Source organism: Microbacterium sp. cf332, from assembly GCF_900102175.1.
Classification (GTDB): domain Bacteria; phylum Actinomycetota; class Actinomycetes; order Actinomycetales; family Microbacteriaceae; genus Microbacterium.
The window spans coordinates 409,075-423,272 of the sequence record NZ_FNKN01000002.1 but is presented as its reverse complement, the minus strand read 5'-3'; the positions used below and the strand labels follow the sequence as shown (position 1 = coordinate 423,272).

Below are 14,198 nucleotides of genomic sequence, written 5' to 3'. Positions count from 1 at the left end.
GACAGATCGATCACGCGAGGAATCATGACGAACCCCACCGAATCCGCAACGGCCGAGCGTACCGAGGCGACAGTCGAAGACCTCGAGCGCGAGGGTGACATCGCCGCCGACTACCTCGAAGGTCTGCTGGATATCGCGGACATCGACGGCGACCTGAACCTGGACGTGCGCGCAGGACGGGCATACGTCTCCGTGGAGGCTGACGACCCGTCTGCTCTGCGGGTGCTGGCCGACCCGGACGTCGTGCAGGCGGTGCAGGAACTCACGCGGATCGCGGTACAGACCAAGACCGGGCGATTCTCGCGCCTCATCCTCGACATCGGCGGATCCCGCGACGCGCGCCGGCGCGAGCTCGAGCGACTCGTCGACCGCGCGGTCGAGCGACTCAACGACGGTGCATCCCAGGCGTCGCTGCCCGCCATGTCGAGCTATGAGCGCAAGCTCGTGCACGACATCGCCGCGGAGCGAGGCGTGGTCTCGGAATCGTACGGGGAAGGCGCCGACCGCCACACCGTCATCCGTCATGGCTGATGTTTCACGTGAAACACCCATCGTCGAGGCGGAACCGCATGACACGGTCACGGCTGTGTTCGGTGATCGAGCCGATCTCGCCCGCCGTTACACCGCCTCGTTAGCCCGGCACGGCGAAGAACGCGGGCTGATCGGCCCGTTGGAGCTGCCGCGCCTGTGGACACGGCACATCCTCAACTGTGCCGTTGCTGCACCGCTCTTTGCAGGACGTGTCGGTGATGTAGGTTCCGGCGCAGGCTTGCCCGGTCTGGTGTTGGCCATTGCACGCCCCGACGTCCAGTGGGTGCTGATCGAGACAATGGAGCGGCGCGTCAACTGGCTCACGGAGCAGGTAGACGACCTCAGTCTCGACAACGTCGAGATCGTGCGTTCTCGCGCCGAGGACTGGGCGTCCGGGCCGTCGCTCGATGCGGTCACCGCGCGAGCAGTCAGCGCGTTCCGCACCCTCATCCCCCTGACTGCCCCGCTCGTCCGAGACGGGGGTGAACTGATCCTGCTCAAGGGCGCAAACGCGCCGGCCGAGATCTCGGCGGCAGAGAAGGCGATCCGTCGGTTCCGTCTGACGAATGTTCGCGTCGAACAGGTGGGCGAGGAGTTGCTCGACGAGCCGACCCGCGTGCTCCGCGCGACCGTGCGCTGATGTTTCACGTGAAACATGCGCCTCGTCGAAACGCGCAACGTTTCACGTGAAACACCGGCGCCCGACGTTTCACGTGAAACGTCCGATGCCATCCCTAGAGTGGAACCCGAGATCAAGGAGTTGAACCAATGGCAGAACCCGAATCGGGCCGCACGTCTTTGACGTTCGATTCGCCGTTGGCACGCGAACTCGCTGATCTGTCGTCGCGTCGGCGCGCTCTGGACGCGGTGTCCGTCGATTTCTCTGGAGATCCGCGCGTCATCACGGTCTCGAATCAGAAGGGCGGCGTCGGAAAGACGACGACGACCGTGAATCTCGCGGCATCGCTCGCGTCGCTCGGCGCGCGGGTCCTCGTGATCGATCTCGATCCGCAGGGGAATGCCTCGACAGCTCTCGGTGTTCCGCACAGCGCAGATGTCCCGAGCGTGTATGACGTCCTCATCGATCAGTTCCCGCTGTCCGACATCGTGCAGGAGAGCCCGGAGTCCCCCAACCTCCTGTGCGCGCCGAGCACCATTCATCTCGCGGGCGCCGAGATCGAGCTCGTGTCGCAGGTAGCTCGAGAGCACCGTCTCCGCACGGCGGTCGAGGACTACCTCGCGACCAGTGAGCAGCGAGTCGATTTCGTCCTCATCGACTGCCCGCCCTCGCTGGGTCTCCTCACGATCAACGCATTCACCGCGGCCCACGAACTCCTCATCCCGATTCAGTGCGAGTACTACGCGCTCGAGGGGCTGAGCCAGCTCCTGGGCAGCGTATCGATGATTCAAAAGCACCTGAACAACCGGCTGCACCTATCGACCATCCTGTTGACCATGTACGACGGGCGCACGCGTCTCGCGCAGCAGGTTGCGGAGGAGGTGCGGTCGCACTTCCCGAACGAGGTGCTCCGTGCCGTCATCCCACGCTCGGTTCGTGTGTCGGAAGCGCCGAGCTTCGGGCAGACCGTCATCGCCTACGATGGGCAATCGGCCGGCGCGGTGGCATACCGCGAGGCAGCCGTCGAGATCGCACGACGCGCGTCTTCGACGACGCAAGATAACAAGGGAGAAGCCTGATGGCCAAGCGCACCGGACTGGGTCGAGGGATCGGCGCACTCATCCCCACATCGGAGGCCTCCGAGGCTCGTCCGGTCGACGTCTTCTTCCCCGGCGCGAAGACCACGACGGTAGAAGCCGAGCCCCGCCCGCGTTCGGGCGCCGACTCGAGCGATGCCCCGGAACTCGTGTCCATCCCCGGAGCGGCGCTCATTCAGGTCGACCCCAACGAGATCGTCCCGAACCCGCGTCAGCCACGCACGAACTTCGACAGCGACGACCTCGCGGAGCTCGTGCACAGCGTTCGCGAGTTCGGTGTGCTGCAGCCCGTCGTCGTCCGCACCAATGAGGACGGCAAGTACGAGCTCATCATGGGCGAGCGGCGGACGCGCGCCGCTCGGGAGGCGGGTCTCACGGCAATCCCGGCGGTCCTGCGTGATACCTCGGACGAGAATCTGCTGCGCGACGCGCTGCTGGAGAACCTGCACCGCTCCCAGCTGAATCCGTTGGAAGAGGCGTCGGCGTACCAGCAGCTGCTCGAGGACTTCGGTATCACTCAGGAGGAGCTCGCCACGCGGATCGGGCGCTCACGCCCGCAGATCAGCAACACCATCCGCCTGCTGCGCCTGCCGATGCCGGTCCAGCAGCGGGTCGCTGCGGGAGTGCTGAGCGCGGGACATGCCCGCGCCATCCTGTCGGTGGACGGTAACGACGGGATGCAGCGACTCGCCGACAAGATCGTCAACGAGGACCTCTCGGTGCGCGCCGCGGAAGCGGCGGCGAAGACGATCGACGTCGCGGGAACGCGGCGCCCGACGCCGAAAGCCGGGGGAGTGCGCGCACACCTCGATGAGGTGGCGGGGCGTCTGGGAGACCGCCTGAACACGAAGGTCAAGATCTCGCTCGGAGCTCGCAAGGGACAGATCGTGGTCGACTTCGCGACGATCCAGGACCTCAACCGCATCCTCGCCGAGTTCGGCGAGGATGCCTATGGTGCGCGCTGACCTCGCTGTCGGACGCGCGGCGTAGGCTTGTGGGGTGAGAGACGAGCAGACCCCGAAGCGAGCCAGCGTCGAGCTGTTGCGTGCTGAAGCGGCCGACGAGCTCTCGGTTCTGGTCGAAGAGCGGTTGCGTGCCGGGGAGGACCCGTGGGAGTTCATGGAGGAGCTCCCGACCGTCGATGAGTTGGTCGTACTGATGCTGCGCGCTGAGAACATCGCGGCCTACGGTGGAGGGCGCCCCAGCACGGCACGGAACTACCGCGTGCTGCGCCAGATCGCAATGGATCATCCTGAGCTCACCCGGGCTGTCTGGCGGCTGCTCGGGAGTGAGCCACACCGTCGTTGGGACGCCGCTACGCGGGCCGACGCCTCGTAGCACGGCGCTCGGACAACGAAAAAGCCCCGGTCAGAGTGCATTCTGACCGGGGCTTCGAACGTTCGGCGTCAGCCGATGTACGAGGAGAGATCCTGTTCGAGCGCGAACTTCGGCTTGGCGCCGATGATCGTCTTCTCGACCTCGCCCTTGTTGAAGACCTTCATCGCCGGGATCGACGTGATCTGGTACTTCATGGCGAGGTTGGGGTTCTCGTCGACGTTGAGCTTGAGCACGGTGATCTTCTCGGGGTGCTCGGTGGCGATCTCGTCGAGGATGGGTCCGACCATGCGGCACGGACCGCACCACGCGGCCCAGAAGTCGACGAGGACGGGTCCATCGGCGTCGAGGACGTCCTGCTGCCAGGTGCTCTCGGTCGTGGCCTTGGCGGTCATGGTGATCTCCTTCGAAAGGGTGTCGCCTACGTCAACCACGCAGGCGGGTGGATTGTTCCGTTATGCCGTCTCGGCGACGAGCGACTCGAGTCCCTCGTCGGGTCGGCCGCGCAAGGGCGAGCTGTCGGCGGCCGGCTCGGAGGCCTCGCCGAGCGCAGCGAGATAGTGCTCGACGTCCAGGGCGGCGACCGTGCCGCTGCCGGCGGCGGTGACAGCCTGGCGGTAGGTCGGGTCGATGACGTCGCCCGCGGCGAACACGCCGGGCACCGACGTACGCGACGAGCGTCCGTCGACCCACACGGTGCCGTGCTCGGTGAGGTCGAGCGCCCCGTGCACGAGGTGCGTGCGGGGGTCGTAGCCGATCGCGACGAAGATGCCGTCGAGCGGCAGCTCGCGGGTCGACCCGTCGACAGTGTCACGCAGGACGACGCCGGACACGGCATCCTCACCGAGGATGTCGGCGACCTCGCTGTTCCACACGAACTCGATCTTGTCGTTGTTCATCGCGCGGTTCTGCATGATCTTCGAGGCGCGCAGCTCGTCACGACGGTGGATGACGTACACCTTCGACGCGAACTTGGTGAGGAACGTCGCCTCTTCCATGGCCGAGTCGCCACCGCCGACGACGGCGATCGTGCGTTCGCGGAAGAAGAAGCCGTCGCAGGTGGCGCAGTACGAGACGCCGCGGCCCGACAGGCGGCTCTCGCCCTCGATGCCGATCTTGCGGGGCGCGGAGCCGGTGGCGAAGACGAGGCTGTCGGCTTCGTGCGTGACACCGCTGCCGAGGGTGACCTTCTTGACGGGGCCGGCAATGTCGAGGTCGACGACGTCGTCGTAGAGGACCTCGGTACCGAACTTCTCGGCCTGCTCCTGCATCTTCGTCATGAGGTCGGGGCCCATGATGCCCTCGGGGAAGCCGGGGAAGTTCTCCACCTCCGTGGTGTTCATCAGCTCACCGCCCGCTTCGACCGAGCTCGCGACCAGCAGCGGCTTCAGGTTCGCGCGCGCCGCGTAGATGGCGGCGGTGTAGCCGGCGGGGCCGGATCCGATGATGATGACCTGTCGCACGTCGACATCCCTTTCTGGGGTCTGGAATCCGCGTCGCGGATACCCCGACACGTCCAACCCATGGTAGCCGCGGGGCATTCCCCGGCGGCCGTGGGGGAGGGGGTTCAGCGACCGAGGATGCGGCGCACCGCGCGGACGGCCGTACCCAGCTCGGGCGCGCGCAGCAGCGCGAGCAGGAGCACGTAGACGACGAGGGTCGTGAGCCCGATGACCGCGCCGCCGAACAGGGCGGCCGGCATCGTCTCGATCGACCAGCCGGCGACGCGCGCCATGAGGACGGACGTTCCCCAGCCGGCTGCCGCGGCCGGCACGCCGGCGACGACGAAGACCAGGATCGCGCGCACCGCGCCCGTCAGCTCGAGCGCTCCGATCTTCCGGCGCAGGAGGATGACGGCGAGGAGGAGCTGCACGATGTTCGCGAGCGACTGCCCCAGCGCGATGCCGACGGCGAGCTGCTCGACCGGCAGCACGACGAACGCGGTCACCGCGGTCGTGGCCACCAGCACCGCTTGCACGAGGGTGAAGAAGAAGGGCGTGCGTGTGTCCTGGTGAGCGTAGAACGTCCGCTGCAGGACGAACTGGAACGACAGCGGCAGCAGAGCGACCAGGTAGGCACCCAGTACCCAGGCGAACGAAGCCGCCGTCTCGGGGCTCGTGGTGAACACGCGTGAGATCGGCAGGATCGCCGCGACGATGGCGGCGAGAGCGCCGACCATGAAGACCCCGATCGTCCGCGTGGCTGAATCGAGGTCGGCGCGCAGGGCTTCGGGTCGATCGGCCGAGACGTGCTCGCTGAGCCGGGTGAAGTAGGGAGTGCCGATCGACAGCACGATCACGGAGAACGGAAGCATGAACACGAGCCACGCGTACGACATCGCGGCGACGGATGCCCCCTGATTGGACGCCGCGCTCACCAGCGTCGTCTGCACCAGACCCGCCGCCTGCCCGACGAGGACCATGAGGAACGTCCAGCCGGCCAGTCGTCCGATGTGGCGCAAGCCGATGCCGCGCCACTGGAAGTCCGGTCGGACGTGCAGACCTGCGCGTCGCCAGAACAGCAGGAGCACGCACGCCTGCGCCACGATGCCGAGCGTCGCGGAGCCTGCGATCACCCCGACCATCGTCGGCGTCCACCCGATCACGTCCTCCTGGACACCGAAAACCCAGATGAAGGCGAGGAACCCGATGATCGAGACGATGTTGTTGACGATCGGCGACCAGGCGAAGGGACCGAAGACGCCGCGCGCGTTGAGGATCTCGCCCAGCAGCGCGTACATGCCGTAGAAGAGCAGCTGCGGAAGGCACCAGTAGGCGAAGGCGAGCGTCAGTGCGGATGCCTGGGGACTGAGCTGCGAGCCGAAGGCGAGAACGAGCAGCGGTGCCGCGATGACTGCCAGGATCGTGGTGGCTGTCAGAGCGGTCAGGCCGAGCGTCAGGAGTTTGGAGACGAAGGCGCTGCCGCCGTCCCGGTGCCGCGCGGCTTGGATGATCTGGGGCACGATCACGCCGGCGAGGAGTCCCGACGAGATGACCGCGTAGATGTTGTTCGGCAGCTGGTTGGCGATCGCGAAGGCGTTGGCCGCTCCGCCGGTCGCGCCGGTCGCGATGACCGGAAGCGCGGCGGCGAGCACGATGTTGCGCACGAGACCCGTGACCCGGGAGACGAGTGTTCCCGCGGCGACGACCGCTCCTGCCCGGCCGATTCCGCTCACTCCGTGCTCTCCTGATGTTCGGGGTCGTCCTGCTGCCCGCCATCGTGCGGTTCCGCGGATGTCCCATCGCGGCGGCGCCGCAGCTTGAACACCGTACGCACGACGCCGCCTGCGATCAGGACGACGACGATGACGATGATCGCCGTGATGCCGACCGATTCCCACTCTGCGCGCACCGTGAGGCCGATGGACTCGGCCGCGCCGATCGGAACGGCCGCGGTGCTCCGCAGCTGCAGCGTGAGCGTCGTCTCACCGCTGCCCACTCGGGCCTCGACAGGCACCTCGACGCGGGTGTTCTGCTGGGCGCCGGCGTCGACGACCGTCGCCTCCTGAACGATCAGGCGCGGGTCGCCCGTCTCGGCGAACAGGACGAGCGATACGGGCCACGGCAGGTCGTTGCGCACCGTCACGGGGATCGGTGCGCTCGTCGCGAGGAAGTTGATCGTGCCCGGGTTCGCGATGCCGACGGCGTTGAGCGTGCTCTCGGTGGCCTGCTCGTGCTCGTCTACCGCGGCGGCCCACCCGGTGGGGTCGGCCAGCCAGGCGTTGCCCATGAGCTGCAGGATGGCCGTGCGCTCGCGCGCCGTCAGCTGCATGGGCTCGACGAGGGCCGTGGCGAAGGTGGCGAGGCGCGATTCGTCCGCGAGGAAGCGCTCGAGAGCTGCGACGCGGGCTTCATCGGCGGGGACGTCGATGAGACCCGCCTGCTGTTCGGCGCCCGCCCGGACGTCCTCGAGCGAGATCGGCGTCGCTCCCGGACTCGCGTAGACGGCCGAGATGGCGGTCCGCAGGCTGGCGCGTGAGCCGGCGGCCGGGCGATCGACCGTCGCGATGACCGCCCCGTCGCCGCTGAGCGCGGCCTGGGCGGTCGCTGCCGCGAGCGCGACGCTGCGAAGCGCGGTGTCGTCGCCGGTCGCCGCCAGCAGCGTCAGCTCCGCCGAGACCCCGCTGTCGTACGCGAGCAGATCGGCGTCTCCCACCGCGAGTCGCACCGCCTCGCCGCCGCCGTCGATCGTGGCGGAGGGGACGAGCGTGAGTGCGGGGGCATCCGGGCCCGACTGCGCCGCGAGGGCGGAGACGACCGCACCACCGGCGGTTCCGGAGGCCGGCCAGTACACCGCGTCGATCGTGTTCGCGACGGTACCGACCGCCGTCATCTCGGTCGGGTCGGGCACGGAGCCGGTGGCAGTCGAGCCCGCCGTCGACGTGAAGTTCGCCGGGTCGGCGTAGGGAGCGAACGTGGTGGGCTCGAGCAGCGCCGGCAGACCGGCGTTGATCTGAGTCGCGAGGTCGGCGTCCCCGAATTGCAGGGCGAAACGCTCGTTCGGCAGCTCGACGAGGCGCTCGAGCCAATCGCTCGCCGTGCTCGGTGCACTCGATCCGAGCACGCGGATGGATGCGGTGATCGCGGGGTCGACCGCGAGTACCGCCGGCGTGCCGGCCACGGCGTCGAGCGCCGCGGTCAGGGCCCCGTCCTCGCCCGTCAGCTCGGTCAGCTCGGCCGCCGTGAGCAGCCCCGAGGTTCGGGCGTCGGTCGTGATCGGCACGATCACGGTGACCGAGCGGGCCGGGGCGTCGGGCCGGGGCACCGTGATGACGGTCCTCGATGATCCGCCGGGTCCCGACACGGTCACGGGGTACACGCCCGGGGCGAGACCGGTCAGGTCCCGCTCCTCGGCGGGGACCGAGACATTCGTGCCCCGTTCATCGCCGGCATTGAGCTCGGGCACCTCGGCCGTCGCGACCTCCTCGAGCGGGGGCAGAGCCTGCTCGGCGCCCTCGACGGGCCGCAGCCAGTCGGTCACCGCCTGCTGCGACGTGAGAGCGGTGCGTGACAGGGATACCGACAGCGCACCCGCGGGAAGAGCCCGTGCGGAGTCGTTGCGCTGAACCACCGAGATGATGGCATCCGACCCCGTCGGGACCAGCCCGGAGTTGGCAGCGGCCGCGATGAGCGACGCCGTGCCGGGGCTGCCGGGGGTGGGGCTGGCGGTGGGCGTGGGGCTTGGGGTTTCGTCGGCGAGAGCGGCAGCGGGCGTCACGAGCGGAGCCAGCGCGATCGCGGCGGCCGCGACCCATCCGAGCAAGCGGGCACCGCGACGCGCGCGGCGGGCGCGTGCGGGGGCAGGAGAGATCTCGGTCATGGCGGCTGTCGACGCGCTGCGATACCCGACCGCAGGGTCGCACAGAGTCTAGGGCGGCGCTGCTGTGCGTCATCCGAGGCGGGCCGCGCCCGGGGTCGATTGCCGTGCCGGCACGGTTGAATGGACGGGTGACCCTGCACCTCGATGCCGACCGCTGCGCGGCGTTCCGTTCCGATCTGCACGCCGCGGGCTACCGTGCCGACGCCGTCCGCGGCCTCTGGGGTGCGATGGTCGACACCGCCGTCGGCCACGGCCTCACGGAGCCCGCCCGCCGAGCGCTCGCGGGGCGCACCGACGCGCTCGCCGTGCTGGCCGGCGTCCTGTTCCTGGGAGGAGCGACGTCGCGCGCGTCGCTGGATGCCGCGCTGCCCGCACTCGGGGCGGAGGGTCTCGTCGAGCTCGGCCTGGCCCACCTCGAGGGTGACCTCGTCGTGCCCGACGCTCTCGTGCGCCCGCAGGACATCGCCGACGCCGCGGGTGAGGGCCACTGGTGGATCGCAAGCGACCTGGACGAGGCCGCGGTCGGCGGCCCCTTGCCGACGGGGCATGTGCTGGGCGTCGGCGGCGCATCGCTCACCCTGGCCGGCCTGCAGCTGACCTCGCACGTCGGCCGCGTGCTCGACATCGGCACGGGATGCGGCATCCAGGCGCTTCGTGCGCGCCGGGCGGGCGACACGGTCGTGGCGACCGACGTGTCGGAGCGCGCTCTCGCGTTCACGCGCCTCAACGCGCTGCTCAACGACATCGACGGCATCGAGACGCGGGCCGGCAGCCTGTTCGAGCCCGTCGCCGGTGAGCAGTTCGAGCGCGTCGTGTCGAACCCGCCGTTCGTCATCACCCCGCGTGCGGAGGGCGTGCCGGCGTACGAGTACCGGGACGGCGGGATGGCGGGCGACGATCTCGTCGCCCGCTTCGTGCGCGAGGTCGGCACCGTGTTGGCCCCGGGCGGCGTCGCACAACTGCTCGGCAACTGGGAGTACCGAGAGGAAGAGGATGGACTCGCCCGGGTGCGCTCGTGGGTCGCGGGCTCGCCGGTCGCGCTCGACGCGTGGGTCGTCGAGCGCGAGCAGCTCGACCCCCTCGCATACGCGGAGCTCTGGGTGCGCGACGGCGGAACCGCGCCGGGTTCGCCCGCGTACGCCCCGCTGGTCCAGGCGTGGCTCGACGACTTCGCGGCGCGCGGCGTGACCGCGATCGGATTCGGCTACATCACCCTGCACCGGCCGTCGGTGATCCCCACGCTCGCCCGCTACGAACGGCTGACCGGCAATATCGCCGGGGCTCTGGGCCCGCACGTCGGCGACGCGCTCGCCGCATGGCAGCGCTTGTCGGCCATGACCGATGCCGATCTGGATGCAGCGGTGCTGCGCGTCGCCCTCGATGTGACCGAGGCCCGCCATCACGTCCCTGGCGTGGAGGACCCTCAGGTCATCGAGCTGCGTCAGGGCGGCGGATTCGGCCGGGTGCTCGACGTCGACCCGGCACTCGCCGCTCTCGTGGGCGCGAGCGACGGCGATCTGCCGGTCGGTGTGCTCGTCTCGGCGATCGCCGATCTGCTCGAGGTCGACGCGGCCGCATTGCGCGCCGACCTGCTGCCGCGCGTGCGCGAGCTTCTCTTCACCGGTTTCCTGGGCTTCGCCGATTGACCCCGGCCGGGCGGGGAGCCGACGCGACTCCCGGGCAGCACCGAGGGGGCCGGGTAGGCTCGGAGGCATGCTGAACATGGCCGAGGGTGTCGCGCGCCTGGGCGCCCTGGCGGCATCGCCGGTGGTCGCGGCGCTCGCCGACGCCTTCGAGCGGGCCGGCTTCGAGCTGGCGATCGTTGGCGGTCCCGTGCGTGACGCGCTGCTCGGACGGGCGACGAACGACCTCGACTTCACGACCGACGCGCGGCCCGACGACATCCTGCGGATCGTGGAGCCCCTCGCGACCGCGACGTGGGACATCGGACGGGCGTTCGGCACCATCGGCGCGAAGGTCCGCGGCGACTCCCCGCGCCCTCTCCCAGGATCGCCGCGGCGCTCCTGGGAGCCTCTGGGCGTGGGGGCCCAGGTCGAGATCACGACGTACCGGGCCGACAGCTACGACGGGGTCACCCGCAAGCCCACCGTCGAGTTCGGTGACACCCTCGAGCAGGACCTGGCCCGGCGCGACTTCACGGTCAACGCCATGGCGCTGCGGGTGCCCGGGCCGTCGCTCGTCGATCCCACCGGGGGCGTCGAGGATCTCGTCGCGACGACGCTGCGCACCCCGAGCGACCCGTCGGTGAGTTTCGGTGACGACCCGCTGCGGATGCTGCGCGCTGCGCGATTCGCCTCGCAGCTCGGGTTCTCGGTCGACCCTGCCACCGAGCAGGCGATGGAAGAGCTGCGCGAGACCCTGTCGATCGTCAGCCCGGAGCGCGTTCAGGGCGAGCTCGTCAAACTCTTGCGTACGGACGCCCCCGATCGCGGCATCCGCTTCCTGGTCGACACCGGGCTCATGCAGCTCGTGCTGCCCGAGGTGCCGGCGCTGCGCCTGGAGATCGACGAGCACCACCATCACAAGGACGTCTACGAGCACTCGCTGACGGTTCTGCGACAGGCGATCGACCTCGAGCACGAGCGGCATCCCGGTGCCGATGCCGACGTGGTGCTGCGCCTGGCCGCGCTGCTGCATGACATCGGCAAGCCTGCGACGCGCAAGCTGGAGCCCGGTGGGGGAGTGAGCTTCCACCATCACGACCTGAAGGGCGCGCGCATGGCGCGCAAGCGGCTCCAGGCGTTGCGGTTCGACTCCGACACGATCTCGTCCGTGAGTCGTCTGGTCGAACTGCACCTGCGGTTCTTCGGCTATTCCGAGGGATCCTGGACCGATTCGGCCGTGCGGCGCTACGTCCGGGATGCCGGCGACGAGCTCGAGCGTCTGCACATCCTCACACGGGCCGACGTGACGACGCGCAACAAGCGCAAGGCCGCTCGATTGAAGTCGGCGTACGACGACATCGAGCACCGCATCGACGAGCTGGCCGCCGCCGAGGAGCTCGGAGCCATGCGTCCCGAGCTCGACGGCAACCGCATCCAGGAGATCCTCGGCATCGGCCCCGGTCGGGAGGTCGGCGAGGCGTACCGCTTCTTGCTCGACATCCGGCTCGACGAGGGCATGATCGGGGCGGACGCAGCGGAGCAGCGGCTCCGTGACTGGTGGGCCGCCCGGGCCGACGGCTGACGGGGCGCAGAGGCCCGGACGGCCGCGCAGCGGGCCCTTCCGCGACGGAGCGGCCCGGCTTAGGCTGAGGGCGCTCCCTCACCGTCGAACGGAGTCACCCGTGTCCTCCTCGTGGTCCGCACAGTGGGATGTCGCTCCCGAGTCGTCCCGTCTGCTGATCGAGCGTGCTCACGACGAGCTGCTCGCCGGGTCCGACGCGGACCGTCGCCTCGCGGACGTGCGCGCTCTCGTGCGGGACTCGTGGCGCCGCTCGATCGCGAACCTCGTCGGCGCGGAGGCCCTGCCGCCGCTCGATCTCGACGAGCGCGCCATCGCCGCCTACCGCAGCGCGCATCCGCTCGCGGGCGTCATGGAGATGGTGCGCGCGCTGCTCGTGCCGAGCCCCGACTCCGGGGTCGTCGTGGCCGTGGGCGACGCCGCCGGGCGGCTGCTGTGGGTCGAGGGCGATGCGAGCGTGCGCGCGCTGACGGGGGACATGGGCTTCGTGGCGGGCGCGAACTGGTCGGAGTCGGCGGTCGGCACGTCAGCCCCGGGAACGGCGCTGCAGCTCGACCGGTCGGTGCAGATCCGGGGGGCGGAGCACTTCAACCGACACGTCCAGCCGTGGTCGTGCACCGCCGCGCCCGTTCACGACCCGGAGACGCGCCGTCTGCTCGGTGTCATCGACGTCACGGGCCGGGCCGAGGCGGCGACGCCGCAGGCTCGACTGCTGGTCGATGCCACCGCCCGCGCGATCGAGAGCGAGCTGCTCGTCGCCCGACTGCGATCACGCGCAGAGCGATCGCGCGGTTTCACCCGATCGCACGGCCGGTCGGCGAGATCGCCCGTGTCGTCGACCCTGCGCGTGCTGGGACGAGACCGAGCTCAGCTCGAAGTGTCGAGCCCGGACGGAGAGCGGATCGTCGAGGTATCGGCACGACACGCGGACATCCTGCTCATGCTCGCCACCCACCGGCAGGGGCTCTCGGCTGAGCGTCTCGGCGAACTCGTGTACGGCCCGGACTCCGTCGACACGCTCCGACCCGAGATGGTTCGTCTCCGCCGCGTGCTGGAGCGCGACGCGCCGCACCTGGTGCCGCTCTCTCGTCCCTATCGACTCGCCGCCGACCTCGAGACCGATGCTCAGCACGTGGTCTCCCTGCTCGACCGGGGCGCTCATCGGGTCGCCCTCGCGACATACCGGGGACCGGTGCTCCCGGATTCGTCCGCACCGGGCACCGAGGAGGTGCGCGAACAGGTCCGGGCCGCGTTGCGGGAGTCGTTGATGGCCGAGGCGTCCGTCGACGCCCTCCTCGCTTTCGCGGAATCCGGCGACGGCGCGCGCGACGAGGAGGTGTTGCTGCTCTGTCTTCGGCTGCTGCCCGCCCGGTCGCCCAAGAGGTCGGGCATCGTGGCACGGCTGTCGGCCCTCGGCAACCCCGACCGCTGACCGTTCCGTGCCGAGACGGCCGCTGACAGGATGGCGCCAGGGATGTTGCACGTGAAACATCGGGCGGCTCACGATCCCGGCATCCTGGACGTCGAGAGAGGGAACGCATGAGGACGACGCGGATCTCGTGGACCGCCGTGGGGTCGCCCGAGACGGTCGAGCGCTGCACGGTCGAGTATTCCGATGACGGCATCCGTGTCATCGGCGAGATCGAGGGTGGCGCTCAGCAGTGCCGCTACGCGATCCGGCTCGACGCGGGCGGCATCTTCCGGCACGCGAACATCGCCTCCGAGGGTCGCGAGCTCCGCATCGAGCACGTCGACGGAACCTGGACCGTCGACGGGTCGCCGCGGCCCGAGCTGGCGGCAGCCGTCGACATCGACATCACCGCGACGCCCGCCACGAACGCGCTGCCCATTCGACGGCTCGGCCTGTCGGTCGGCCAGTGCGCGGACATCGAGGTCGCATGGGTCCAGGTTCCGGGCCTGGAGGTCGTCCTCGGACGCCAGCGCTACACGCGTGTCGGCCCGCGCGCCTACTGCTACGAATCGCGCGACGACGACTTCCGCCGCACGGTCACCGTCGACGACGATGGCTTCGTCCTCAGCTATCCCGGACTGTTCGAAAGGGTCACCGGCTCATGAGCGATGGTCGAGAAGGA

Annotated in this window: 13 protein-coding genes; 9 read left to right on the top strand and 4 right to left on the bottom strand. The window is 69.7% G+C overall.

Annotated features, from left to right (window positions below; translation table 11 throughout):
- Positions 1-24: 24 nt before the first annotated feature.
- The 5 genes from BLT21_RS09090 to BLT21_RS09070 all read left to right on the top strand — a co-directional run bounded on the left by BLT21_RS09090 (position 25) and on the right by BLT21_RS09070 (position 3,585).
- The gene (locus tag BLT21_RS09090; protein WP_091501256.1) at positions 25-531 is read left to right on the top strand and encodes a Jag family protein; all 507 of its coding nucleotides are present in this window, start codon (positions 25-27) and stop codon (positions 529-531) included.
- Positions 524-1,171: a 16S rRNA (guanine(527)-N(7))-methyltransferase RsmG gene (gene rsmG / locus BLT21_RS09085; protein ID WP_091501254.1), complete on the top strand. Its 648-nt coding sequence runs from the start codon at positions 524-526 to the stop codon at positions 1,169-1,171. Before BLT21_RS09090 ends, rsmG begins: the two co-directional genes overlap by 8 nt.
- A 128-nt stretch (positions 1,172-1,299) precedes the next feature.
- Complete coding sequence (locus BLT21_RS09080) at positions 1,300-2,229, top strand: ParA family protein (RefSeq protein WP_091501252.1); 930 nt, start codon at positions 1,300-1,302, stop codon at positions 2,227-2,229.
- Complete coding sequence (locus BLT21_RS09075) at positions 2,229-3,212, top strand: ParB/RepB/Spo0J family partition protein (RefSeq protein ID WP_091501250.1); 984 nt, start codon at positions 2,229-2,231, stop codon at positions 3,210-3,212. Before BLT21_RS09080 ends, BLT21_RS09075 begins: the two co-directional genes overlap by 1 nt.
- Before the next feature lie 34 nt (positions 3,213-3,246).
- Positions 3,247-3,585: a tryptophan synthase subunit alpha gene (locus tag BLT21_RS09070; RefSeq protein WP_091501248.1), complete on the top strand. Its 339-nt coding sequence runs from the start codon at positions 3,247-3,249 to the stop codon at positions 3,583-3,585.
- A gap of 68 nt (positions 3,586-3,653) precedes the next feature.
- Here the strand turns inward: BLT21_RS09070 and trxA are convergent, their stop codons facing one another.
- The 4 genes from trxA to BLT21_RS09050 all read right to left on the bottom strand — a co-directional run bounded on the left by trxA (position 3,654) and on the right by BLT21_RS09050 (position 8,901).
- Entirely contained in the window at positions 3,654-3,977 is a 324-nt protein-coding gene (gene trxA / locus BLT21_RS09065; RefSeq protein ID WP_091501246.1) for a thioredoxin, read from the bottom strand.
- A gap of 60 nt (positions 3,978-4,037) precedes the next feature.
- Positions 4,038-5,045, bottom strand: coding sequence for a thioredoxin-disulfide reductase (gene trxB / locus BLT21_RS09060; RefSeq protein WP_091501244.1), 1,008 nt, complete (start codon positions 5,043-5,045; stop codon positions 4,038-4,040).
- 104 nt (positions 5,046-5,149) lie between these two features.
- Complete coding sequence (gene murJ, locus BLT21_RS09055) at positions 5,150-6,757, bottom strand: murein biosynthesis integral membrane protein MurJ (RefSeq protein WP_091501242.1); 1,608 nt, start codon at positions 6,755-6,757, stop codon at positions 5,150-5,152.
- Positions 6,754-8,901 carry a DUF6049 family protein gene (locus BLT21_RS09050; protein ID WP_091501240.1) on the bottom strand — a complete coding sequence of 716 codons (2,148 nt, stop codon included), beginning with the start codon at positions 8,899-8,901 and terminating at the stop codon, positions 6,754-6,756. Before BLT21_RS09050 ends, murJ begins: the two co-directional genes overlap by 4 nt.
- Positions 8,902-9,029: 128 nt before the next feature.
- On the opposite strand from BLT21_RS09050, the gene BLT21_RS09045 reads away from it, so the two are divergent.
- The 4 genes from BLT21_RS09045 (at position 9,030) to BLT21_RS09030 (ending at position 14,181) form a co-directional block, all read left to right on the top strand.
- Positions 9,030-10,547: a DUF7059 domain-containing protein gene (locus tag BLT21_RS09045; protein ID WP_256336005.1), complete on the top strand. Its 1,518-nt coding sequence runs from the start codon at positions 9,030-9,032 to the stop codon at positions 10,545-10,547.
- Between the two features lie 67 nt (positions 10,548-10,614).
- Positions 10,615-12,108, top strand: coding sequence for a CCA tRNA nucleotidyltransferase (locus BLT21_RS09040; protein ID WP_091501238.1), 1,494 nt, complete (start codon positions 10,615-10,617; stop codon positions 12,106-12,108).
- A 100-nt stretch (positions 12,109-12,208) separates the two neighbouring features.
- Entirely contained in the window at positions 12,209-13,537 is a 1,329-nt protein-coding gene (locus BLT21_RS09035) for a GAF domain-containing protein (protein ID WP_091501236.1), read from the top strand.
- Positions 13,538-13,644: 107 nt separating this feature from the next.
- Positions 13,645-14,181: a putative glycolipid-binding domain-containing protein gene (locus tag BLT21_RS09030; RefSeq protein WP_091501233.1), complete on the top strand. Its 537-nt coding sequence runs from the start codon at positions 13,645-13,647 to the stop codon at positions 14,179-14,181.
- Positions 14,182-14,198 lie beyond the last annotated feature (17 nt).

What these genes read in the sequence shown, in the direction of transcription:
- BLT21_RS09090 (WP_091501256.1), top strand. Translation starts at nt 25, where the DNA reads ATGACGAACCCCACCGAATCCGCAACGGCCGAGCGTACCGAGGCGACA.
- rsmG (WP_091501254.1), top strand. Translation starts at nt 524, where the DNA reads ATGGCTGATGTTTCACGTGAAACACCCATCGTCGAGGCGGAACCGCAT.
- BLT21_RS09080 (WP_091501252.1), top strand. Translation starts at nt 1,300, where the DNA reads ATGGCAGAACCCGAATCGGGCCGCACGTCTTTGACGTTCGATTCGCCG.
- BLT21_RS09075 (WP_091501250.1), top strand. Translation starts at nt 2,229, where the DNA reads ATGGCCAAGCGCACCGGACTGGGTCGAGGGATCGGCGCACTCATCCCC.
- trxA (WP_091501246.1), bottom strand. Translation starts at nt 3,977, where the DNA reads ATGACCGCCAAGGCCACGACCGAGAGCACCTGGCAGCAGGACGTCCTC.
- BLT21_RS09050 (WP_091501240.1), bottom strand. Translation starts at nt 8,901, where the DNA reads ATGACCGAGATCTCTCCTGCCCCCGCACGCGCCCGCCGCGCGCGTCGC.
- BLT21_RS09040 (WP_091501238.1), top strand. Translation starts at nt 10,615, where the DNA reads ATGCTGAACATGGCCGAGGGTGTCGCGCGCCTGGGCGCCCTGGCGGCA.
- BLT21_RS09030 (WP_091501233.1), top strand. Translation starts at nt 13,645, where the DNA reads ATGAGGACGACGCGGATCTCGTGGACCGCCGTGGGGTCGCCCGAGACG.